The sequence below is a fragment of the Phocoenobacter uteri genome, assembly GCF_900454895.1.
Taxonomy (GTDB): domain Bacteria; phylum Pseudomonadota; class Gammaproteobacteria; order Enterobacterales; family Pasteurellaceae; genus Phocoenobacter; species Phocoenobacter uteri.
Genome location: NZ_UGTA01000001.1, coordinates 1047522 through 1070478 on the forward strand (window position 1 = coordinate 1047522; position 22957 = coordinate 1070478).

Annotated in this window: 35 protein-coding genes and 1 tRNA gene; 7 read left to right on the plus strand and 29 right to left on the minus strand. The window is 35.0% G+C overall.

Translation table 11 applies throughout. The annotated features are described in order from the left end of the window. Positions 1 to 155: 155 nt before the first annotated feature. From DYE60_RS04585 to DYE60_RS04720, 29 genes are all read right to left on the minus strand, one after another. Positions 156 to 515 carry a hypothetical protein gene (locus tag DYE60_RS04585; protein ID WP_115315460.1) on the minus strand — a complete coding sequence of 120 codons (360 nt, stop codon included), beginning with the start codon at positions 513 to 515 and terminating at the stop codon, positions 156 to 158. Next, the gene (locus DYE60_RS04590) at positions 512 to 1660 is read right to left on the minus strand and encodes a type I restriction endonuclease (protein WP_115315461.1); all 1149 of its coding nucleotides are present in this window, start codon (positions 1658 to 1660) and stop codon (positions 512 to 514) included. Before DYE60_RS04590 ends, DYE60_RS04585 begins: the two co-directional genes overlap by 4 nt. Positions 1661 to 1761: 101 nt before the next feature. Next, on the minus strand, positions 1762 to 2103 hold the full coding sequence (locus tag DYE60_RS10420) for a tail assembly protein (RefSeq protein WP_174894761.1): 342 nt from the start codon (positions 2101 to 2103) through the stop codon (positions 1762 to 1764). A 3-nt stretch (positions 2104 to 2106) separates the two neighbouring features. After that, on the minus strand, positions 2107 to 2280 hold the full coding sequence (locus DYE60_RS10205; protein WP_172460362.1) for a hypothetical protein: 174 nt from the start codon (positions 2278 to 2280) through the stop codon (positions 2107 to 2109). 235 nt (positions 2281 to 2515) lie between these two features. Continuing rightward, positions 2516 to 2779 carry a phage tail assembly protein T gene (locus tag DYE60_RS04600; RefSeq protein WP_115315462.1) on the minus strand — a complete coding sequence of 88 codons (264 nt, stop codon included), beginning with the start codon at positions 2777 to 2779 and terminating at the stop codon, positions 2516 to 2518. Between the two features lie 14 nt (positions 2780 to 2793). Further along, positions 2794 to 3201 (minus strand): hypothetical protein, encoded by a 408-nt coding sequence (locus tag DYE60_RS04605; protein ID WP_115315463.1) that lies wholly within the window; start codon positions 3199 to 3201, stop codon positions 2794 to 2796. A gap of 198 nt (positions 3202 to 3399) precedes the next feature. Further along, the gene (locus DYE60_RS04610; protein ID WP_115315464.1) at positions 3400 to 4050 is read right to left on the minus strand and encodes a hypothetical protein; all 651 of its coding nucleotides are present in this window, start codon (positions 4048 to 4050) and stop codon (positions 3400 to 3402) included. 3 nt (positions 4051 to 4053) lie between these two features. Next, positions 4054 to 4398 (minus strand): tail completion protein gp17, encoded by a 345-nt coding sequence (gene gp17, locus DYE60_RS04615; RefSeq protein ID WP_115315465.1) that lies wholly within the window; start codon positions 4396 to 4398, stop codon positions 4054 to 4056. Continuing rightward, positions 4395 to 4874 (minus strand): HK97-gp10 family putative phage morphogenesis protein, encoded by a 480-nt coding sequence (locus DYE60_RS04620; RefSeq protein ID WP_245942678.1) that lies wholly within the window; start codon positions 4872 to 4874, stop codon positions 4395 to 4397. The genes gp17 and DYE60_RS04620 overlap by 4 nt, the downstream gene beginning before the upstream one ends. Next, positions 4867 to 5190, minus strand: coding sequence for a phage head closure protein (locus tag DYE60_RS04625; RefSeq protein WP_115315467.1), 324 nt, complete (start codon positions 5188 to 5190; stop codon positions 4867 to 4869). The genes DYE60_RS04620 and DYE60_RS04625 overlap by 8 nt, the downstream gene beginning before the upstream one ends. A gap of 11 nt (positions 5191 to 5201) precedes the next feature. Further along, positions 5202 to 5522, minus strand: coding sequence for a head-tail connector protein (locus DYE60_RS04630; RefSeq protein WP_115315468.1), 321 nt, complete (start codon positions 5520 to 5522; stop codon positions 5202 to 5204). Between the two features lie 42 nt (positions 5523 to 5564). Then, on the minus strand, positions 5565 to 6779 hold the full coding sequence (locus DYE60_RS04635) for a phage major capsid protein (protein ID WP_115315469.1): 1215 nt from the start codon (positions 6777 to 6779) through the stop codon (positions 5565 to 5567). A gap of 65 nt (positions 6780 to 6844) precedes the next feature. Beyond that, complete coding sequence (locus DYE60_RS04640) at positions 6845 to 7444, minus strand: HK97 family phage prohead protease (protein ID WP_115315470.1); 600 nt, start codon at positions 7442 to 7444, stop codon at positions 6845 to 6847. After that, positions 7437 to 8666 carry a phage portal protein gene (locus tag DYE60_RS04645; protein ID WP_115315471.1) on the minus strand — a complete coding sequence of 410 codons (1230 nt, stop codon included), beginning with the start codon at positions 8664 to 8666 and terminating at the stop codon, positions 7437 to 7439. The genes DYE60_RS04640 and DYE60_RS04645 overlap by 8 nt, the downstream gene beginning before the upstream one ends. 155 nt (positions 8667 to 8821) lie before the next feature. Continuing rightward, complete coding sequence (locus tag DYE60_RS04650; RefSeq protein WP_245942679.1) at positions 8822 to 10309, minus strand: terminase large subunit; 1488 nt, start codon at positions 10307 to 10309, stop codon at positions 8822 to 8824. A 215-nt stretch (positions 10310 to 10524) separates the two neighbouring features. After that, a complete protein-coding gene (locus DYE60_RS04655) occupies positions 10525 to 11010 on the minus strand; it encodes a phage terminase small subunit P27 family (RefSeq protein ID WP_115315473.1) in 486 nt (161 codons plus the stop codon). A gap of 113 nt (positions 11011 to 11123) precedes the next feature. Further along, complete coding sequence (locus DYE60_RS04660; RefSeq protein WP_115315474.1) at positions 11124 to 11477, minus strand: HNH endonuclease; 354 nt, start codon at positions 11475 to 11477, stop codon at positions 11124 to 11126. Continuing rightward, complete coding sequence (gene lysC / locus DYE60_RS10425; RefSeq protein ID WP_424450089.1) at positions 11449 to 11745, minus strand: Rz1-like lysis system protein LysC; 297 nt, start codon at positions 11743 to 11745, stop codon at positions 11449 to 11451. The genes DYE60_RS04660 and lysC overlap by 29 nt, the downstream gene beginning before the upstream one ends. Further along, positions 11639 to 11983 (minus strand): DUF2570 family protein, encoded by a 345-nt coding sequence (locus tag DYE60_RS04670; protein WP_115315476.1) that lies wholly within the window; start codon positions 11981 to 11983, stop codon positions 11639 to 11641. Before DYE60_RS04670 ends, lysC begins: the two co-directional genes overlap by 107 nt. Then, positions 11965 to 12483 carry a lysozyme gene (locus DYE60_RS04675; protein WP_115315477.1) on the minus strand — a complete coding sequence of 173 codons (519 nt, stop codon included), beginning with the start codon at positions 12481 to 12483 and terminating at the stop codon, positions 11965 to 11967. Before DYE60_RS04675 ends, DYE60_RS04670 begins: the two co-directional genes overlap by 19 nt. Further along, a complete protein-coding gene (locus tag DYE60_RS04680) occupies positions 12480 to 12701 on the minus strand; it encodes an HP1 family phage holin (RefSeq protein WP_115315478.1) in 222 nt (73 codons plus the stop codon). The genes DYE60_RS04675 and DYE60_RS04680 overlap by 4 nt, the downstream gene beginning before the upstream one ends. A 176-nt stretch (positions 12702 to 12877) precedes the next feature. Beyond that, a complete protein-coding gene (locus DYE60_RS04685; RefSeq protein WP_279525339.1) occupies positions 12878 to 13381 on the minus strand; it encodes an antiterminator Q family protein in 504 nt (167 codons plus the stop codon). A 15-nt stretch (positions 13382 to 13396) separates the two neighbouring features. Further along, entirely contained in the window at positions 13397 to 13816 is a 420-nt protein-coding gene (locus tag DYE60_RS04690; protein ID WP_115315480.1) for a recombination protein NinG, read from the minus strand. A gap of 13 nt (positions 13817 to 13829) precedes the next feature. Then, a complete protein-coding gene (locus tag DYE60_RS04695; RefSeq protein WP_115315481.1) occupies positions 13830 to 14285 on the minus strand; it encodes a DUF1367 family protein in 456 nt (151 codons plus the stop codon). Positions 14286 to 14300: 15 nt separating this feature from the next. Beyond that, positions 14301 to 14969 (minus strand): replication protein P, encoded by a 669-nt coding sequence (locus DYE60_RS04700; RefSeq protein ID WP_115315482.1) that lies wholly within the window; start codon positions 14967 to 14969, stop codon positions 14301 to 14303. Beyond that, on the minus strand, positions 14956 to 15837 hold the full coding sequence (locus DYE60_RS10285) for a hypothetical protein (RefSeq protein WP_174894762.1): 882 nt from the start codon (positions 15835 to 15837) through the stop codon (positions 14956 to 14958). Before DYE60_RS10285 ends, DYE60_RS04700 begins: the two co-directional genes overlap by 14 nt. Beyond that, positions 15837 to 16586, minus strand: a complete 750-nt coding sequence (locus tag DYE60_RS04710) for a phage regulatory protein/antirepressor Ant (protein WP_115315483.1) — start codon at positions 16584 to 16586, stop codon at positions 15837 to 15839. Before DYE60_RS04710 ends, DYE60_RS10285 begins: the two co-directional genes overlap by 1 nt. A 51-nt stretch (positions 16587 to 16637) precedes the next feature. Next, a complete protein-coding gene (locus tag DYE60_RS04715; RefSeq protein ID WP_115315484.1) occupies positions 16638 to 17072 on the minus strand; it encodes a YmfL family putative regulatory protein in 435 nt (144 codons plus the stop codon). Between the two features lie 48 nt (positions 17073 to 17120). Further along, entirely contained in the window at positions 17121 to 17321 is a 201-nt protein-coding gene (locus DYE60_RS04720) for a transcriptional regulator (protein ID WP_115315485.1), read from the minus strand. Between the two features lie 120 nt (positions 17322 to 17441). Between DYE60_RS04720 and DYE60_RS04725 the strand changes: the two genes are divergently transcribed. The 7 genes from DYE60_RS04725 to DYE60_RS04750 all read left to right on the plus strand — a co-directional run bounded on the left by DYE60_RS04725 (position 17442) and on the right by DYE60_RS04750 (position 22919). Next, complete coding sequence (locus tag DYE60_RS04725; RefSeq protein WP_115315486.1) at positions 17442 to 18110, plus strand: XRE family transcriptional regulator; 669 nt, start codon at positions 17442 to 17444, stop codon at positions 18108 to 18110. A gap of 51 nt (positions 18111 to 18161) precedes the next feature. Then, entirely contained in the window at positions 18162 to 19226 is a 1065-nt protein-coding gene (locus tag DYE60_RS04730) for an N-acetyltransferase (RefSeq protein WP_115315487.1), read from the plus strand. Next, positions 19198 to 19569, plus strand: a complete 372-nt coding sequence (locus DYE60_RS04735) for an ASCH domain-containing protein (protein ID WP_115315488.1) — start codon at positions 19198 to 19200, stop codon at positions 19567 to 19569. The genes DYE60_RS04730 and DYE60_RS04735 overlap by 29 nt, the downstream gene beginning before the upstream one ends. Positions 19570 to 20344: 775 nt before the next feature. Beyond that, positions 20345 to 20417 (plus strand) — tRNA-OTHER (locus tag DYE60_RS10210). Between the two features lie 59 nt (positions 20418 to 20476). Further along, a complete protein-coding gene (locus tag DYE60_RS04740) occupies positions 20477 to 20875 on the plus strand; it encodes a hypothetical protein (RefSeq protein WP_115315489.1) in 399 nt (132 codons plus the stop codon). A 263-nt stretch (positions 20876 to 21138) separates the two neighbouring features. After that, complete coding sequence (locus DYE60_RS04745; protein ID WP_115315490.1) at positions 21139 to 22059, plus strand: SPFH domain-containing protein; 921 nt, start codon at positions 21139 to 21141, stop codon at positions 22057 to 22059. Between the two features lie 146 nt (positions 22060 to 22205). Continuing rightward, positions 22206 to 22919 (plus strand): LbetaH domain-containing protein, encoded by a 714-nt coding sequence (locus DYE60_RS04750; protein WP_172460363.1) that lies wholly within the window; start codon positions 22206 to 22208, stop codon positions 22917 to 22919. Positions 22920 to 22957: the final 38 nt, after the last annotated feature.

Sequence of the window (22957 nt, forward strand, 5' to 3'; positions counted from 1 at the left end):
ATAAAAAAACCGCATAGGGTTTCGGTTGCGGAATTACCGCTCGTTGAAAGGTTTCGACACCTTGTTGTGAATAATATAATTTTATTTTTAAGATGTAAAGAAAAAGGATAATAAATATTGTCTATTATCCTTTTATTCTCTAAAGTTGGGCTAAATTAGTATTTGGCACATTGCTCTGCAGGGAACATCACCCCCCCAAGCATAAATGTTCCTCCCGCAGAAGCATCATAAAATTTAATTCTTGAGCCTTTACTTTCTTCAACTATATCTAGTAGATGTCTAACTTTTTCGGTATTTTGCATTACAATCAATCTTAAACCGTTTGGGAGGGTTTCTTCTGTATATCTCGGAGCAGATATCCAAGTAGGTTTTACGCACGCCACATACTGTTCAACTGTTTTATGAGATACAATGTCAAATATTGGCTTAGATGATAGCAACTCTTCTTTATAAGCACCAATGCTACACCCTGTCAAACCTAGAGCCACTATGCTAACCGCTAATAATTTTTTCATAAGATACCTCTTCTAAAGTTATCATTATTTTGACAATATTCTAAACTATCCTGAATTAGTCCACTAATACGCAAAATATTTTCTGGTCTATCAATAATAATTTGATTCCCTGATAATTCAAGCTTAGCTCTAGTAATTTCTTTTTTATGTTCATCGGTTAACTCAATAGGAACAACTATTGATGGTCTTTGCTTATTATCATAATATCGTAAAATCCATCTATTTGATTTACCATTAAATAATAAACTAAAATAACTTTCAGTATCTTTGGCAATAATATTTACATCATCACCTAAAATCATTTTTACATAGTCAAAAAGTAATCTTTCTGTATATGTTGTCACGATTTTATTATTTTCAGGATCAATTATAGGTGCAGTTTCATCAATTACTTCTATTTCATCAGTTTCTTCAACAACACTTTCATTTTTACTTGACAATCCATACACAACCATTGCACTCACTGTCTTTTCAACTGCCTGTTTTACAATCGGTTGAATACTTTCTAAAAATCGTTGATTCAATTGTCTTCCAACATTTGATCGTCCAGCAACATATCTAATAAATTCAATATCAACCTCTTTTAAACTAGATGTTATTATTTTTGTAAAAGCTGTTAAATAAATACTTTCCTCTGCAAGCATTCTCAGTGCTTCAGGTTGGAATTTATCATAACAAAATTTACATAATTGAGTTATTTTTGTTTCATCAAAATTTTCAAAATTAATCTTTAAGAATGGAGTTTTATCCATTAAATTTTTTTCATTAAGATCTGTGAAAAAGAGCCACTCTCTACCATTTGTAATTGCAGCCACAGCAACTTCTGGTGTTGCATTAAAATAACGAGATAATTGTGGAGAATGATTAGTTAGATTTTCTGAATACGATTTTGCTTCTATAAACATAACAGGTACGTCGTGACAAAATAAAGCATAATCCACTCTTTCTGAGTTCTTACTCCCTTGAAAATCTGCAGAATATTCTGCTTTTACTTTTGTTGGATCATAAGGAGCAAAGCCTAATATATCTAAAAAAGGTAAAATTAAAGCTTGTTTAGTTGTTTCTTCAGTAGAGCAAAACTGACCAACTTTTAAAACATGTTGGGAATGAGCTAACACACGCTCTTTGAATATATTATCAATCATAAATCCTCTTAATTATCGTTATTTAATACCGATAACATTCTACAAATAAAACAAATTCTTGTCTGTGATCAAGTTCAAAGTTTTATGAAGATAATAAACATTTATTCAACAACAAGCTCTTCATCAACGGTTTCAACCCCTTGTGAGATAACGAGCGATCCTGTTCTGATTTTCCCATAAGCAAGTGGAACAGGGCGACCTTGTGCGGTCATATTAGAAAGATTAGAGAAGTGGGTAGATTGTTTCTTCTCGGTGTCATTAGATTGACCCATCTCTGGTGTTTTTGTTAGCATTTGAGCAACACCACCTGCTATCATACCGATACCCGTAGCAATTAAAGCCACACCACCCGCCCAAGAAGTAAAGACTCCAACGACAATCATTGTATCTTGCTCGAGTTTGGCAAGTTCTAGTTTGAATTCGTTACTGATTAGTTGTGGCATTATTTACCCCTTTATTTTCTGATATTCAATAAATGCTTTTATCACATCAGGCAAGGCAAGAATAACACCATATAAAAAGGTACAGATAAGAATAGCCCACAAAAAACGTTTTACTGTTTTTGATTTATCCATTAGTTCTAACATTTTACGAACCTCTTTGAGTATGTTAAAATCCATTCAAAATTTATCTCCTTTTTCCTTTAATCTGTTAAGGAGATTTAAAACCCTAGTAACTCGTAATTACTGGGCTTTATTTTTTAAATTCTTTTAATGCCAAAATAATGTTTGGCAATCTCCACACTAGCAGTTGTAGCTCCCTTTCTCATTTTGCTATGCTACAATAATTTGTTCCTTATACTCTTTCTATATGGAATGAAAAACCCTAGTAATTACCAGTTACTAGGGTTTCTTTTTATCTATTCGCTAAAAATTCTGCACTACCATCATCATGTTCTTGTTCTTCTGCTGTGGATGAATCATTAAATAATGGTAAGAAGTCAGATATTTTAGGTGCCTCTTTTTTAGGATCTCTGTTGATTAAAGCTAACATATATGATATCTGTGCCGTCCGATAATCTTCTCGCCAAAGACCGAACGGTTGTTCTTGGTAATATAACTCATATTCCTGATACTCCCGTTCTGGTATTTGTTCTATTTCAGTTAGCGTTTTGCCCAACGCAAGACTTAAAGTTATTTGGAACTTACGTCGGGCTGAGAGTTTTTTGGTTGTTCCTCTAAAAGAGAGCTTTCTAAGCTACTAAAAATACTTTTATCTAGTTTTGATAATTGCTCTAAATCTTCTTTATTGTTTATATCAAAAATATTATTACCCTCTTTATCACACAAGCGTGAAGCTAAAGTTCTAGCTAACTTATAAGGGTCGTACACTTTCGCTAATTGTTTAGTTAATTCTGCTTCATCATCTAAATCAAGCTCGATTCCTTGTTCTTCAGCTAATTTGTATAATTGCTGTTGCTGTCCGAAATAATGTTGATTCATTTCCCCAACATTAAATTCACGAATAAAAAATTCTTGTTCTCCAACTTTTATAGTACGAACTTTTGGCTTAATACTTAATATTTGCTCTCTTAAATTCATTTTATTCTCCTTATTTTATGAGTGTCGCAATAGCTGTCTTGCTTTTGTATCTTTACCTAGCACTTCAAACATTCTTGCTACTCCTTTTAAATCTATGTTAAAATTCATCCAAATTTTATTCCTCTTAAGTTGGTAATTGGAATGAAAAAACCCAGTGGGATTGCTGTCCTACTGGGTTTGTTTTTTATTTTCTATTGATTATTCTGGCAATAAATAGTCTCGTTTAGATTGCTTGATCGTAATACCACTTTCAAACTTACCTTTCACTTCACCGCTAAAATTCGCACCTGTTTGAATAAATCCAGTTCCGTATAAAGAGCCTTGTCCATTTTTTAAGATAATTAAATATGGGAATGTTTCTTTATTGTAGAACTTGCTACGCAAATCAGATTGCATTGTGGTTGCGGGAGCGAAGAAAAATGTTAATTTTAAAGAACCGAATTCAATATCACCTGGTTCTGTTTCCGTACCATCACTGCACATTGTCGTTACGTCTTCTTCTGTTAAGGTATCGCCATCCTTTTCTAAATTTTTGATCGCACAAAAATTTGATGACCATCTTACTTTTTCAAGTTTAGCCGTTGAAAAATCTGTCGGTTTATCTTTATCAGACCAATCAACTTCAGAAGCAAGTGTAATAACATCTCCGCTCACCGATTCCACAGGATAAAAGCCATCTAGAGATAAAAGTCCTGTAATTTTAATACAATCCCCTTTCTTTAAGCTATTTCCAGTTGCTGTAATAGTCGCTCTTGGCGTTACTGAACAAGCCGTAATTGATTTTGCGGTTTCTAAACCTTTGCCAATATAAAATTTTGTCCCTTGAAATGGGGTCGTTTTTGTTGCCATAATTTATTCCTTATATGCTATAGTGTAGTTAATTACTCGACGATATAGTTTTGTATCATCTTCGTAATCTGTAAAATCATTGATTCGCTCGGCATATTCAAATTCTTTTGAAATTGCACTAAAAACCAACTTTCTTAAATTAAAAATATCATCAGGATTGTTACTATAAATATCGATCTGTACTAAAAAATCATCTAAATCCCCCTCCTCTAGTGCTAAGTTAGGCTTTACATTTGGGAAATCATAAACAATTACAGGGAACTGTTTATTTGTTTCAGGTATTACGCCATAGAAACATCGACCATCAACTAATGATTTAAGAGAATTAAATATTTTCTTTTGGATCATTTGTTACACTCCTTGATAATTTCATCTTGTAGTGTTTTGATAATAGTATTTGCAGCTTTATTCTTACTTTGCTGAAATGCAGGACGTAAAAATGGCTTTGCTCGCATTTTTGAAGTACCAAATTCTACAAACTTCCAATAAAAAGGATCATTAGGATTTTTAGCCCCACTTTTCCCTGTTTTAGCCTTAAATTTGGCTATTTGTTTACTTTTAAGCCCTTTAACCCATATGATTGTTTCTGTCGTCCCATTTCTGTGAACCTTAGTACGACTTTTAATTGCTTTTTTTAATGTTCCTGCTTTCCTGTTTGGTGCAGGGGATTTCAATATCGGTGCTTTTTGACGAGCATCATCTCGAATGATTACTCCTCCTTGATACATAGCATTTTTAGCGATCCGAGTGGCTGTTTTTCTACCGAGTTTTTGCATAGCACGACTTAGTTCTTTAAGTCCTTCAACTTTCACTGTGTCACTCATCAAATAACTCCTTGCACATAAGTTGTAACATTCGATTATGCTCTCGATAGTTTAAAACGCTCACAACCTCAAATTTACGGTTCTTAAAAACAACTTGTGAAGTAGGTAAAACCCCTTCTAAATATCTGATTACTATTTTTATGCTAACTTCTGAATTTAGGTGCTGAGAAGAAAAATATTCTTTACCTGAAATAGGTTCAACGCCTGCCCAAACAGTGGCAATATCAATCCATTCTTGTGTTGCTGCACCATAATCATTTTGTGTATTTACTTGTTTTTTTAAAGTAACCCTATGCCTCAATCTACCAATATCCATATCTCACCTCGCTAAATAGGAACATATGTGTAACGCTCCGCAATAAGTTTAACTGTTGGAGGTAATGCCATAGATTGATCTCGTAATGATTCATTCCAACCGCCCCTATTCTCAAATAGATAGGCGACTAACATTAAAATGGCTACTTTTAGATTCGCATCAATTTCTAAAGCATTATCTGGTGGATTTTCAGGTAGAATTTCAAAAAGCATTCGATTTGTAAAATCACCGATAATTGATTTTGCAGATTCTAAATATAACAACAATAATTCATCTGAATGAGTATCATCTATTCGACACTGTTGCTTTACCTCATCTAATGTGATCCGCATTAGTCCTCCAAAAATAAAGGCGACATTTGTCGCCTATTATTGTTATTTACCAACGAGTCCTTTAATCGCTGATGTATCTTCAAGAATACAATCAAAGCGATGGAATGCTAAGAATGCAGTTTGATCAAATTCAGCATAACGCTCAACTAATCGTTTAAGTGTCATATAAGAAACACGACGAATAATAAAGCGGTTAAAATCACCAAAATAGGCGAATTTTTTACCCTGAGCAATATCTGCAATGGCTTGGTCAATAACGTATTGATAACCTAACATCGTCGCAGGAGCGACCCCCGCAATACTTGGTAACCAAAGTGGTCGATTATTAGCATCTACCGCTTCTTTTAATACTTTTAAGGTATTATCGTTAAATGCAATACGTGTGTTTCCTGCTCCACGATATGCTGGATCAACAGCATGAATTAAAGAGTTAAGATCCTTCCAATCAACAGCCCCTGCTTTAGCTCCTTGAACAGTACTATTTACACTAGTTTCTAATCCTTTAGGTTGCACTGGCGTTCCTGTACCCGTTCCTTTAATTAAGAATTTTGCCTCTGCTCGACCAATTCGTTCTGCAATACGACGAGATAAATACCCCTCAATATCAATTGCACTATCCTGCAACAATTCATTCGATACACGAATAATTTTTGAAGAGAGTTTTCTAACACCAATGCTATCTACACCGAAAGAAGTATCACTTTCAGTTGTGGCAGTATTTTCACCGACTAATTCACCTTCTTCGGCGGTACCGTCTGCGGTGACCCATTCAATATTACGTCCGTGAGAAGTGGTAATAATTTGGCTGACAGAAGAAATACCACCATAAGCCTTCATCTGCTCAACAATACGAGCCTGAAATTCTTTTGGTACAGTATATCCCCCTTTATCATCAATCCCGACCGCTTGAGCACGTAATTCTGATAAGGCTTGTCGCTCTTCATTGCTTAATTCACCTAATCCACGTCGTAAGAATGAATTAAATGCACTCGCTTGATTTTCTTTTTTTCCATCAACACTGATTTTCTTTTGACGTTCTTCCTTTTCTTGCTCTTCAACAAATTTTTGATCAATGGAGCGAAGATGTTCTTCACGTTCAATTTGTGTTGCAACATCATCAATTTCTGACTTTAAATGATCCCATTGAGTACGTTGTTCATCAGTCCATTTTTTATCACCAATCTCATCGTGTAAAGTACGCATTTGAATAGCAATTTTATTGTGCTGAGCTTTAAGTTCGTGTAATTTTTTACCCATTTTCGTTTTCCTTATTTCAGATATAAAAAAACCACCTTTTAGGTGGCTACTTAAGTTGATTAAATTTAGTTGGTTATTAGTGCTAGAAAGCGTTCTCTTGCTGCTTTCTGATGAATTGCTTTTTTAATACAATCGGAATTTCTTGCTTCTTTTAAGGCTTCTAATGATCTTGCTGTACTACTCGCCGCTTGATAAGCAGGGTAAGTAACAGGGCTTACATCGTATAGCCTTGATATTTTATGAATTTCTCGAATAACAATGCCCTCATCATCTTCATACCATTCCTCCCCATCTTTGGCGACACGAAAAGCAAAAGAAGATTGAGTAATATCCCCCCTTTTTAATGGTGCTATAACTAAATCTCTGATTGTTGGCGTATTTGGTGCAGTAATATCATAACGCAAGCCTTGTTCATCAACACTTAATGTCAATGTTCCTGATTTGGAACGCCCTAAAATAAAATTAGGATCATGGTTAAATAAACCTCGTACATCATCTTCTAAAACACTATCAAATGCACCTGGTTTTATAATTTCCCGAAATCCCCACAGTGGTTCAGATCGACTATTAAAAACTGAACCATATCCTATTATATGCGTTGGTTCACTTTCGTTTTCTTCAGCTCTTACTTCACCAATATATGACCTTTTTTCTATATCAGCCATTATCTTTCTCCTCTTCAATTTCCTTACTATCAGGAACTGGTTGTGCCGCATTTACGCTTACCAAGAATGAATCAAGCCCATCAACTGGATTTAAGTCTTCAAAAGCTCTGACTTCATTTCTTGACATCCATCCATCTGTAATCGCATAATGATAGAACTCCGCTCTTTCTTTTGCTGTCCCTCGCATTATTCCGCCAAGATTAAATTTAACGTAATATCCTGCTTTTCTCTCTGCTTTGGTAAATACTTTCCTATTTATTTCTTGTTCCCAATTTACTATCCAAGGCATTAAGCTATAACGAATAAATTGGATAGTCTGCTCTGAAATATTAGAGAAAGTCGCTCGTTCTAAATCATTGATCATATGTGCAGGAACATTAAAAATCCCAGCTATTTCCGACCGATTTAATTTCATCATCGATAACAATTCTGTATCAACAGGTGAAACAGTTAAAGCCTTATAATCGAGTTCAGCAGGTAAGAGAATCGTTTTATTTTCTTTCCCTTGTAAATCTAAACTCGCTTTTTTCCACATTTCTTTAAATCTATCCCAGGCATTAGAATTTAATGCTGTTTTCATACTCACAATTCCAGATGGACGAGCATTACTACCGAAGAAAGAAGAAGCAAACGCTTTTGAGTCAATTCCTAAGCCTATCGTTTCGGCATGCTGTTGAATAACCGATTTTCCTGTTTTAATAGAAGGTCCGAGAGATTTGATGTGGATAATATCTTCTGGGGGAATTGCCCTCGCATTTTCCCCATAATAAGCGTAGAAATACCGATTATTATTCTTTAAAAGCTGTACTGAATCTGCCTCTAAGGTTTCAATCTCTGTTATTTCACCATTTGATTTGCGTTTGATGTTTAAGTAGGCGTTGCCATTTAATAACACTGCACTTTGATTATACTCTCGCATTTTATATGATGTTTGCCATTGATTAGGCTCATCATGTAGTAAATAGAACAAGGGATGATCCCTTGCCGCCTCAACATCCTTACCTTTTCGCCGTAAAACGTGTAATGGTAATTGAGCAATGGAACTTGAAAGCACATATACACACGAATATACCGCAGCTAATTTCATTGATGTTTCAGCTGTAACTTGTGTTGTTGCTCCACTAGAACCAAATATTTCATCTAATGCATTTTCAGCACTTAATGAAACTTTAGGATTTTCCAAAGGCTCACTTCTACTATTAAATAATTGATCGAATATCATTTTTTACTCCCTGCTACTAAGGCATAAAGTAAAAGGAGTATTCCAGCAGTAATACAGGTAATGGCACTCCCATAAATTAAGTATATACCCACACATATTGAAATAATGCCTGAAACACCGAGTAAATCTATTAAAACTGTTCTCATAACACTACCTTATAATATTAAAAATTCATCTGGGAAAAAGTCACTTTCATCATTCAACATTATTCGTCCTATACACATCATTAAAGCAACTGCACCATCTATCTTGTTTTCAGGTATTTCTTTTACTGGTCTGACAATATCATCATTACCTGCAGCATATTTACCTACAACATTACCAATGCACCAGGTCATTATTGGGTTGCCATCGTGATGAAAACGCCCTGATTCAATCGCAGCTTCTAGCTCTTTCATTGGATCAGATAAATTTGTGTAGTTTTGTGTGATTGAAATAGGATTTAGTCCCTCATCTGCTAATTCGTGACTTATTGCAATTGCTCCGTGAGGATCTATCGGGCAACTTATTACTTTATACTCTTTGTTAATGTCTTTGATAGTTTCCAATATTTCTCTGTAATCAACTTCAGCTCCATCTGTTGCTGTTAAGTGACCAGAAACAACCCATTTTTGATATTTATCAACCACTCTTTTTTGTGCAGTATCTGTACTAAAAACAGTATCTTCAGGGACAAAAAAGGATGGAGAAATACAATAGTAATGTCGTTTACCATCTATTACACGATAGAAAAGACGGACAAGTGAATTCATATCCAATTTTCTTGCCATATCAAGCCCAACAGTAACTTCTTCACCTTGAAAGTCTTCAAGCGTAAGGCTTTTATCTTCACAATTAGCCCAGCTAACCATATTAAAAAAGGATTCTTTTGCAGATACCCATACATTTAAATGTTTTGTTTTAAACTTGTTGGTAAATCTTGGATTATTTATTGCTTGCTGTTGCTGGCTTAATAAGTAATCCCCATAAACTGAAACATTAAAATTAGGATTTGCTTTCTGCAAAACATCTGGTGAAGTCCAATCATCATTTTCATCTATTGTGTATATCAATCCAAAAAGTTCATCATTTGGCATAATGCCATTGATCATCTCAATAACTTCTCTGCGTTTATCATAACAAGGACCCTCAATATTAAATCCGGCTGTTGTTATGATCCACATTAGAGGCTGACGTCTTGCCCCCATACCAGTAAGCATTGTTGTGTATAAATCATCATCCTTATGTTCGTGATACTCATCAACAATCGCACAGCTAGGTGATGAACCGTCACCTGGATTTCCGATAAGAGGTTCAAATCTTGAACCATCTGATGGACGACTTAAATTCGAAGCATTTACTTCTATCCCAAAGGTACTACATAGCAGATCCGTTTTTTTACACATTAAACGGGCAGGACGAAATACTTCCCACGCTTGTTTTTCTGTTGTTGCTCCTGAATAGACTTCTGCCCCAAACTCACCATCAAGACATAACATATATAAACCAACACCAGCTGATATTGCCGACTTACCATTTTTACGTGGTATTTCTGTATAAACTTGTCTATATTTTCTCAGCCCATCTGATTTTCTTACCCAACCAAAAACATTAGATATTGTAAAAAGTTGCCAAGGTTCTAATTTTATATTTTGGCGTTTCATCGCCCACTCCCCCTTGGTATGAGGCAAGTACTGAATGAATTTACAAGCATTCTCTGCTTTTTGCTTATCAAATTTATAAGGGAATTCTTTATTATTTTGCTGAGATAAATCTTTTATATATCGTTCACATGCTTTTACTACAAAACGACACGCAGGAATTTTTCCTGAGATAATGTCTTTTGCATATTTATCTGCTTTTTTTACATTTTCAAAACTCATTGTAATAACTCCGCAAACGGATTCCCCGTATCTTTGTCAGCATTCCCTACTAATCTAGAGCGACTAGATGGGTCTAATCCAAGTAAAGCTCCAAATGTTGCCATCTGTCGCATAGCTTCGTTTAAAACTGTAAAAGCTGGGTTCTTTGATAGTCCCCCATTAGCATTTTCCACAAATACACCGTATTTACTTATGCCTTTCTGAGCTAAGATTCTATTTTGGTAAGCAATGCAGAAGTTACTTAATGTTTCTAAATCTGTTTTAAACAAGATCCCTTGCGGCTGTAATTCTCGGAGTAAAAATGCCCACATAATCCGCCCATTTTCTTCTAAACTATCTGGCGGTGGAGTATCAATTGATAATTCTCCATATTCTGGTTCATTCTTATTGAGTTTTCTTTTACCTGGATTCCCTGATAATTCTTTTTTCTTTGTTGGAGTGGCTTTTCTACCACGCCCAGGCATAGTAGATTTTCCTGTCATATCGTATTACCCTAAATTTTTAATTTCGCGGTTGTAAAAATTGAGTTAAATGGGCGGTTTTCAGAACGCTAGCAAGTAGAGATTTACATCCCCCCCTCCCCATCAGGTCATAACTATCTTTGTAATCGCTCCCGTGCTGTTTTAGCTTTATGGCAAGCATTACACAAGCTTTGTAAGTTTGATAAGTTATCTGTTCCATTATGTGCTTTAGGAATAATATGGTCCACAGTTGTAGCACTTGTATATATACCTTGCTTTAAGCACAACTGACATAAATGTTTATCTCTATCTAATACTATTGCTCTTATTCTACGCCATTTGGCACCATAACCACGTTGTGTTGATGTTTTCCCGCTTTGATAACGTTGCCACCCATTGCTTTTATGTTGTTCACAATACCCACTAGGATCTATTGTTATATGCTTACATCCTTGCTTTCTACAAGCTTTTGGTATTCTTGCTGGCATTGTCTATCCACTCATTTATCAACTTAATCTGATTAGCACAAATATCACGCTCTTCAATCACTGTAATTAAGAAGCTAATCGTATCGCCGTAAGTATTACCTTTGAATACTGATTGCTTACACATAGTTAAATAAGCCTGTGGCGGATACTGAGGCTCTATCTTAGTGACGACTGATTGACCGCAGCCGCTTAATAGCATCATCAGGCAAACGAGTATCAGCACAAGGTTCTGCTTTAAGCATTGCTTTAATGTTCTTTTGGGCATCATTTGCTTTTTCTCTTAAAAATATGACCGCTTGTTGTTGCTTCTTAACAGCTTCTCTTTCTTCATTAAGACTATTAAGTAGCTTTTGGTTACTTTCTTGTTGCTCTTTAATAAGTAGGGATTGTGCGTGGTTCTCGGCTCTTAATTCTAAAATAATCTGATACTGACCCCATAACCAAATGCACAACCCCAATATTAGAACAGCTATTACACTCTTAATTGTTATTTGTCGGCTAAACATAATTCACGCTCTTTCTCTCTACGAGTAACCAAACCTTTCAACACTTTCCCACCAGCATACTTCCATCGTGGGAACTGGTCACACATTGCTTTGATTTTTCCTGCTCTGGCATATCGGAATAAGGTCGAATACCGCATTCTTGAACACCCCACATTAAATGTAATAGAAGTTGCTGCCTCAAACGCACCTTGTGGCAAGTTCTCGCCATTAGCAAATTGATTTACACATTCTTCAGCTTTACGAATATCATTCTTCCAACGCTCCGCAATCTCTTCATCTGAGTATTCGCGAATCTCAATTACATCACCACTACCTTGCGTTGAGCCAATACCTACCGTTAAAATATCAGCAGGACATTTATAAGGATATTTTCTACACCCTTCGGCATTGCCAATAATTTCCAGCCCTTTTTGTGTTGTGCGAATCTCATCAGAATAATTCGTCATCATAATACCGATAATTGTCACAACAGAGCATACGCCTATCTTCAAATGTTTCATTTAATGAGCTTCCCATTCTTATCACGAATGCCCACTCGAATTTCTTCAAGCTCAATCATACGTTTTTTAAATCTAGATTCCCGCCAATATCCACAGATAGTGACCACAATCCCTATTAAAATAGCCCATTCGCTCAGAGTTAAAATACCGAAAAATGTTGTTATCCAACCATAGGCTTGTGATTCAACAGGAATACTTTTAAATGTCTCCTTAAACATATTCCCCTCTTTTTTGCATATAAAAAAAGCTCAATCAGAAATGATTGGGCTTTATTCAGATAATAAAAAACCCCAACTACATTTCTGTAATCAGGGTTCTAAAAACTTATTTAAGCAAATCATACGTACAACTTGCTCAACGTACTATAAAATAGTATATCATGTTATCAAGGTTGTCAATATCCTATTTTGATATTTCTTGTATTTTCTTTACCATTTCGCAACAGAACGAAACCAATAACAAGAAGTTCGTGAATTATAGCTTTTGCTAAATATAATTGTTTTTCAACTTTTCGCCTTACAGTCAAATGGCTAGGTACTCTAATATTACTCTTCCCATTATATGGTTGCATTTCGATAGCCCCTACCTGTTTTCTTAGCTTCGTCGCGATAAAATTAACGGTAGATTTATTCACATAGTAAGAAAAAACAATAAATCGCATTTGCTCATCATTTTTCACAAAAAACTGGTCGATAATCTGACTAATCATATAGCCCACATCGTCTGCACACATAATCTCACCTGCTTCGCTAGGCTCAACCGACATCATTAGCCTAGCAATCATATTCACTTCTCTTTTATCTAAGCGACCAGAACGAACCCAAGCACCCCATTGAAACATATATTCATCAACGAACTTTTCTTGTTCTCGTGTCAATTCTAAAGTGCTAAAATCCATTATTCCCCCTAAACACTATTGCCAACTTTCAAATTCAACTATGCCACAAACACCATTTGCTCTTGCTTTCTCAATCTTTTTTAATTCTTCTCGGTAATGTTTTGCTATGTCCTTTTCCTCTGTTTTTGGTACTTTCATTTTACTATTCATTTTTTCTCTTAAAATCTCAACAGCCCCTATTCCAAGTTTTTCTTCTAACCAAACACCGCTATCAGGTGGGTTTCCCTCATACCAAGAATGACAACTAAAACACAAGGCTAGAGCATTCTCCTTACACCAGCGTATCGTTCTGTGTCGTCTGCTAAAATTATGCGAACAATGTAGCCCTGCTGAGCTTTTATCGTATTGCTTGCCACATCTTTCACAGGTGTAATTCGTTCTTGCTCTCACACACTTACTAAAATAATCATCTGCTGGGGTTCTTTTAATGCTCATTCTCTATCCTTATCTACCAAAAAAACGAATACAACTGCTCTAAAATATTTTCATCTTTCGTGTTGTTAAACACACTTTTAATCGATGCCGTAATCAATGCTTTGTAGCACTGTTCAAATTCTTCTTGATCCATTTCACTAAACGATAAACTTTTTGCTCGGTATTTCACTTCGCCCCTTATCGTTGTAACGGTTTCAAAGTACCCTGCTAATATGGTTAAATTCTTTCTAAACTCATCAAATTGAGCTGGTGTATCTAAGTTTTCCCATTGAGTATTTTCTGATGTCCAGTATTCAAAACAGAAGTTAAAAAATGCGAAAACTTTACGATGAAATTGTGGGTTGCGACTGAATTTAAGTTCAACTTCATACTGCTCGCCATTCTTAAATCGTTGCAATCTTTCAACTTCAATATCGCTAGCAGGAATAAATACTCCTCCCGCACTTTTAACCATTTGATACTTAGCCATAAGCCTTGCACTGCCCTATTTCTTTAATCCTTTTCTAATGCTTCTGATCCACTCTAAGCTTCTTTCTCTTGGCATTGGTGGTTTTTCTTTCTTCGGTAAAGTGGTTTGAGGTTCTGGGATTGCTTCACCTCGTTCCATTTTCTCAGCCATTTTTTTCAAGGCTAATTTAATTTCTTTTTTGAGTTGAAGTTCCGTCCAGCCTTTTGATTTGTTCTTACAATACAAATCGGTTATCAACCAATATTCAGCATCTGACTTAAATTTAAAGCGATTAACCTCATACATTCCAAACGCCATAAAAGACTGAATGCGGTTCAACAATTCATCTTCGGACGGTAAACCATAATTTGAATAACCCTGCTCTCTACACCATTTGATAAACATTCCCACAGACGGAAAAAATGGACTTTCAGATAGTTTTGCCTGCCTTAATCCTGCTTGAAGTTGCTCAGGTGTAATGTTTTCTTCAAGCAAGGTTTCAAGCCATACCTTACGGAAATTGTTATACTCATCTTTGGTTTTAAACGCATTACGCCACGCTGGAAAAGCACCACGCAACTCATTGAACAAAACCTTTGTCGCCACAGCCATTTCAGGGCTGGCAACGTTTTTAGGCTGATGATTTTCAACTGGCATACTTGCAGTTTGCAATGTAGCTAAATCAAGGCTATTAAAGGTTTTCATCGTTCGCCCCCGCTTGCTGTCTGTTCAATCGCTCAATGGTTTCAGGAGATAAATTTAATTCTGTTCCGATGAAGTCGCTATCATCATCAAAATCAATCTCGTTGTTTGGTTTTGAATGCTTAAAATCATCTTTCACAGCAAACAACCCTGTCCACGAACGAGCAACAGACTGCTGTAATACCGCCACAGCATTGTTGAAATTGCCATCGCTATGTTTTTCTAAATCCTTCAAGCACAGTTCAACCGTTCGCTTAGTTTTAATCGGTGCATTTTTTGCTTTTCGCATTTGGCAATAATCAATCCACGAATCACGATCAACAAAATCAGGTAACTCAACCGTTTCAGGATTAAATTTTTGACAAGACGATTTTTTACCTTTGGGGGGTAGGGGGGGATTCTTATCATTGATAATATTATTATTGGTTATATTATTTGTCGGATCTATTTCCGAGATTTTTCGGATTTGAATCCGAGTTTTTTCGGATTTATTTCCGAGTTTTGGGGTATTATTCGGAACTATTTCCGAGTTATTCGGATTTGAATCCGAGTTACTTGGATAAAATTCATTCCATTCTTTACCTTTTTCGGTCAATCTAATTAAATCTTTTGAGCCTTTTTTGATATAAACAATCAAGCCCTTTTTAGCCAAATCTTTAAAATGACGATAAACTGTGTCAGATTTAGAATAGAACAATGGTAACTGAGCAATAACCTCATTTCTTGATACCCAGTAAAATACTTCGTTATCTTCATAGATAGGTTTTGCCCAAGAGCTTGCTTGGTTTAACAAATCAAATAAAGCACCTTGATTCGCATTTAAGCCCCAATCAACGCATTTTTGGTTATTTATGTATGTGCTAAATCTCATCAAGCCACCTCACTTAAAAATTCACTAAATTTATTGATAAAATAGGCTTGCCCTTTGCCTGTTATTTTTGGTGTTTTCTGAATAACAGGAAAGCCATCACTATCTTGTCTTGTTGATTCTTTAACTTCGATTAGAGATAAATCGATGCTGTATTGCGTTGGTAAGTTATAGCTTGAACCTTTACGCTTAATTAAATAGCCATTCTCACGCAACCACTCAAATAGTTTGTTTTGACCTATTTTGTAACCTGATTGAGTGATCAATGTTGCAAGTTCACCAATTAAAATAGATGTTTTACTTGCTGAAACACTATCAGCAAAGTGTACTTTTGGTGCTTGTAGTTCGATCAGGGCTTTCTGCTCTTTATTTTCAAGACTTAACGCCTTATTTTCTTTTACTTGGATCAATAGGTGTTCAAGAGCTTGCTCATAACTTTGTGGTAATTGTGGCTGCTGAATTTGATTTTCTAATTCTTGCCAGCGATCAACTAATCTTGCTGTAAACTCTGGCGATAATTGAGCAACCACAATATAAGTATCTCTTTTCTCTAAAAGGTACTCTTTATAGGTTTGTCCATTCTGTGGGTGGGTGTACACCATTGGTGCATACCCCCTAATAACACTATTTTCAATCAATCTTTCAATAGAACGACAAACAACTGTATGTCGATTTTCAACTAGCTCAGCAATTTCACGACTACTCATCGTAAGGCTTGCATTTTCTCTAGTTTTAGGTAATAATTTGTTCATTAGGATAATTCTCCGAAAATTCTAATTAGCCACCGTTGCCGCGGTGGTTTTTTATTGCGTAAAAATTGATACTGTCACTTCAAATGCTTGCAATCTTGCTGATTGAGCTTTATGTAACAGCTTTCTTAATTTTTCCTGCTCTGCAGTAGTTAAAACTCCATCTGATAGACATTCTTCTAATGTTGCATCAAAAAGACCATTGACTGCTCTTTCGTGTAACTGAGCTTGAGATAGCTCAACAAGGTCCAATTGATCAGAATTTGGAACAACAATACTTACTTTCCCTAGTTGACGATTGATTTCATCTGACCAGTCGCTGACACCAAATTCACGCTCAATAGCAATCAACTCTTCATCTTTGAATCGCTGTCCTTTTGTCTGATATAAACGATTATTTAATTCAGCTTCTGTCATACCAAGAAAACCAGCAACTGCAGAACTACCACCGTTGATTTTCTTGAACATATCTAAAATTGTTTTCTTCATAATTTTTTCACCTTTTTTATGGTTTTCTTTTGGTCTTGTTTTGGTAAATTATTCGTGAAGTGATTTGATAATCTCTTCTACTGTAATAGCTTTATTTGTGGCTTTTTCAATTTTAAGAAGATATTGAGAACTGATTCCCATACCTCTCAACCAGTAACTTACTGTTGCTTGAGTAACACCGCAGGCTAGAGCTAGTTTTTTTTGAGATCCACACATATCAATGGCTTTCTCTATAACTTTATTTTTCATACCCGTACCTTTTCAAAAAATATCTTATAAATAATATAAGGTATTTTATAAGAATTCAACAAATTTCTTATTTGAATTTATATAAGTTCATTTATACAATTACCTAATAGGAGAAATAAAATGAACACAATCGCAGAAAGATTAGCTTTCATAATGAGAGAAAGAGGCTTAAAGCAGGAAGCCCTTGCTGAAAAAAGTGAAACGTCACAAGTTACAATTAGTAATATATTGAGCGGAAAAACAAAACAACCTAGAAATCTATTTCAATTAGCAACAGCATTAAATGTTGATGTTCATTGGTTGCAAACAGGCGAAGGTGATTACAATTCTTATCCTGATGTAGATGTTATTGAAAAGGATAAGGATTATAGTGATGAGTATGTTTCAATAGATTTATATGATGTTAAATTATCAGCAGGTAATGGAGCTGCTGTTATCGAGTGGATTCCAAGAAAATCAGAAGAGCCTTTGTTATTCCAAAGAGCTTGGTTTAAATCAAAACGTTTATGTCAAGCTGATTGTAAAGCAATGTATGTTCGTGGACATAGTATGTACCCTGTACTTCAAGATTGGGATACTGTTATAGTTGATACTTCAGATACTGATATTATCGATGGTGAAATATACGCACTTGCTTATAAAAACAACCTCTATATAAAACAAGTAGTTAGAACGGGAGATAGTGTGGAGCTTATTAGTTTCAATACTGAATATGCTCCTGTAATTATTAAAGAAGATGATTTACCTTACTTACAGGTTATCGGTAGAAAGGTTTGGCGTGGCGGTTGAGCATAGAAGTTATTTGTAGAGTAAATTCATATTTTAATTCAAGGAGACATTATGAGTAATCTTCGCTATGTAAAGTTTAGAAATATTGATTTAAACGATCCTTTTTTTGATAGTTTAAAAAATGACTATAAAGAATTCCCCGTTTGGTTTTCAAAAAAAGCCGAAGAAGAAGCTGGAGCCTTTATTTTCAATAATGATAAAAATAATATAGATGGATTCTTATATTTAAAAAGAGAAAATGAAGAACTAAATGATACATTACCACCATTACCTAAAAAACATAGATTAAAAATTGGTACTTTTAAAATAAACCCTCATGGTTCGAGACTGGGAGAGCGATTCATAAAGAAAGTATTTGATGTAGCAATCACATTAGGATTTGATGAGATATATGTCACCCTTTTCTCGAAACATCAAAAACTATTAGAGACGTTTGAGAAATATGGCTTTATAAGAAAAGCACAAAAAGAAACATCTAATGGAGTAGAACTCGTATTGATAAAGAATATATCATTTATTACTGATAATATTCTTAAGGACTACCCCAATATTCCTAGAAAATCTAATCGCTATATTTTATCATTGTACCCCGATTGGCATTCTCGTTTACTTCCAGACTCAATTCTAAAAACTGAAAACCCTAAACAATTGATACAAGATCTATCTCATACAAATAGCATTCATAAAATATATTTAACAAGAATGTCAGGAACAGAAATGCTTTCTAAGGGTGATACTCTTGTAATTTATAGAACTGCTGAACAAGGTAAGGCAGCAGAATATAGTTCAGTAGCCACTTCTATTTGTGTTGTAGAAGAAGTAAGAAACATTGATTCATTTTCTTCTTTAAATGATTTCTTAAAATATACATCATCGTATAGCATATTTACAAATTATGAGTTAGAAAGATTTTATAAATCTAAAAAGTATCCTGTTATAATAAAATTCACATATAATATAGCCCTTAAAAAGCGTATAATAAGAAAAAAATTGATAGAAGAAGTTGGTTTAAATAGAAACTCTTATTGGGGATTCTTAAAAATAAATGAAAACCAATTTAATAAAATATTAAAACTTGGAGAGGTAAATGAAAGTTTTATTATCAATAAAACCTGAATTTGTTGAAAAAATAATTTCTGGAGAAAAGAAATTTGAATTCAGAAAATCACTACCAAAAAGAGAAGGAATAAATAGTGTCGTTGTTTATGCCACAATGCCTGTTGGTAAGGTCGTTGGAGAGTTTAGAATTAAACAAACTTTATCTCTTGAGCCTGAATCATTGTGGGATAAAACAAAAGAACTATCAGGTATCTCAAAATGTTTTTTCGATCAATATTTCTCAAATAAAGTCCTAGCACATGCATTTGAAATTGATTTTTTTGAGCCATATCTAGAGCCTAAACATATTTCAGAAGTATTAAAATCTGGCGTTGCTCCACAATCATATTGTTATATTTAGCAATATATAACTTCAAATTACAATAGCTACTACTCCCCTAGTAGCTATTTTTTTGCCTAAAATTCCTAAATTCTGCAAAATTTCACACAAAACCCGCCAGTAAGAGTTCAAAAAATACGCAGCCAAACAAATTTCTTAAAATTTTCTAAATTATTTTTCCTTTTAAAATTATATATTTATAATGTTTCTTATGATTTAAACATAAAATAATATAAGATTCCACTTGAATAAATATAAGATATCTTATAACATATATCGAAACGAAACGCGAGAAATCAAATTTCACGTTCTTTAAAAATTTAAAACAAAAACACACCGCTTGCCTATGGTGAGAATGTTAGTAAAAGCGTAGTACAGACCTACCGCATTCAACAGCGTTATGCCCTTATGGGATTACAGACATAACCCAAGCAGTGTGACAACTCTCCGTCAAGATTAGCAGCGGCAGTGAATCGTGAAGCATAGGCGAGAGAGCTAATGAATTTAACCATTACAACAAAGGGATTTATTTTTTACTCGTTAAGAGACGCCCTGCTGTAACCAACGCTCGATACAGGGAGAGGTTGGATAAGATGTTTAAGTAGTACATCTAATGGTACAAAGAAGCTAGCTTTAAGCGGAAAGCTAGTGAGCTGTCTGTATCGTGAATTACGTAAACCACAAGCGTCAATGCGTAATAGACGGAACTCCAATGCCCTTATGGAGTTTGTGTAATGAAGATAAGCTTTGGGCGAGCGTGTTAAGGTTTTCACGATAAACCAACTACTTACACAATGAGCGGGTAAGCAAAAGGATACGCTAGGCGATTTATACCGCTGAGTATGTGGGTTCGAGTCCTATCCCGCTCGCATTCTAAAGTGCTTTTATTAGAGAGTATTCTAGAATGATTAACAGATGGAGATTAAATATGAATGCAGATTTTAATAATCTGATAGAAAATATTTTTGCTGATTGTTTAGCAAAAAATACAATAATTTTAGGTTTTAATGATGAATATAAACCAGAGCATAAAGGAAAATATGTAATCACTGGGTTACAAATGAATAATAGAGATGCGATTACACGTATAGGAAAATTAGTTCAAGTAAGACCTAAATCTGGGGCATTTGGTACAGAACTGTGTTTGATAAGACACCTTGATGACAGGCTTATTCAACACGAAAATCAATCTATATATCTTATCCCTGAGAAGTACACAAGCACTCTGAATGAGTATTTTAAAGATGTTCAAGAAGATGATGCCGATAAAGAGGCATATTCAACTTGTGATGGACAATCCAAATTAGGATTTATAGTAATGGAATAGATAATACCAATGCTAGGGCTAAGCAGAAGCTACATTTTCATAAATTACTTCTTACGAGCGTCAACCACGTAGCTTGAGAGTGCGATTCTCTCCCCTAGCAATCATTCTGAAATGTTTTTAATAAGAGCATTTCACAATGTTTAAACAATATCAGAGGAACATATCAATGTTTATTTTAGGATTTATCTTTGGAGCAATTGCTGGAATTGCTACTTTCAATTTTTTAGAGAACTATCAAATTATACCTAAAAAAGGAGGTAACAATGAATAACGTACTCAAGTTTTTAGCGTTACCATTTATTTCCATTATCGGGATTGTAGTATTTATATCAATGTATTCTGTTGATGCAGGAGAAACAGCGATCATTACTCGATATGGCGAAATCGTTGATGTGAAAACATCAGGTTTAAACTGGAAGTCGCCTGTTGAAGATATTACCTATTTCAGCACCAGAGAGCAGAAAGTTCAATTTGGTAAGTTTGATGATGAAACTGGCGATGTGATTTCAGGATTGTCAGCATATACTTCTGACCGCCAAACAGCCGTAGTAGCATTGACTGTTACTTATCAGATCTCTAATCCAGAAGAAATTTATGCTAAATATAAAACTACTGAAAATATGGTAAATATTTTAATTGCTCCCAAAGTCAGACAGCAATTAGAAATTGTATTTAGCAAATATTCTGCACAAACAGCGATTGAAAAACGTGGCGAATTCTCTGTATCTCTTCGAAAATCTATTGCAGATGTATTTAAAGGTTATCCAATGACAATTACAGATGTTCAATCAGTTATTCAATTCTCAAAAGAATATGAAAAACGCATTGAAGATAGTGTAAATAGAGATATTGAGGTTCGCAACCAAGAGCGAGTTACTCGTATCGCAATAGAGCAAGCCAAAGGGTTAGAAGCTCAAGCCAAAGGACAGGCACAAGCTAAAATTATTCAAGCAGAAGCAGAAGCAAAACAACGAGTTTTAAGAGCAGATGCAGAAGCTCACGAAATTTTAGTGAAAGGGCAGGCAGAAGCAAAAGCCTTAGAACTGAAAAACGAAGCATTATCTGATAATAATAAATTAGCTGAATTAACAGCAGCAGAACGATGGGATGGTAAGCTACCGACATATATTCCAAATGGAACAGTATTACCTTATATCAGCTTACCACAGCCTAAAATCAAGTAATCAAATGAGCGAGATTTATTCTCGTTCTCATCTCAAAGCTCTTTTGAACCAAAGATACCCAAGTTAGCTAGCACGAAGGAGAATGGATTTAAGAGAGCTTTGAAATGATAGGAACTTTTAGTAAATTTTTGATACGGAGTAAAAAAATGAAGTATGAATTAACAGATAACACAATAAATTATTATGGTAGAACTCTCTACCAAATAAGAGCATTAAAAGATTTTAATAATATTCAAAAAGGTGATTTGGGTGGTTTTTTAGAAAAAGCTGAAAATTTATCAAATGATGATAACTGCTGGATCTATGACAATGCCAAAGTATATGATAATGCCAAAGTATGTGGCAATGCCAAAGTATGGGGCGATGCCGAAGTATGGGGCGATGCCAAAGTATGGGGCGATGCCGAAGTATGGGGCGATGCCGAAGTATGGGGCGATGCCAAAGTATGTGGCAATGCCAAAGTATGGGGCGATGCCGAAGTATGGGGCGATGCCGAAGTATGTGGCGATGCCAAAGTATGGGGCAATGCCAAAGTATGTGGCGATGCCGAAGTATGGGGCAATGCCAAAGTATGTGGCGATGCCAAAGTATGGGGCGATGCCAAAGTATGGGGCAATGCCAAAATCACAGATAATGCAACAATCGAAAGTGAAAAAGATTGGTTCTCTGCAACGAATGTTGGTTCAGAGAATGGAATGTTAACTGTTTACAAAGGTAAAGATGGATTGATGGCTACTCGTGGTTGTTTTTATGGAACGATTAAAGAGTTCTTGGCGAAGTCAAAAGAAGTCCACGATGAGAAAACGCATAATGAATACAAGCTATTGATTGAAGTCGCTAAGAGTAGGATTTTAGAATAATGATAGGCACTACTTACCACTTGTTTTTATAGATTGCT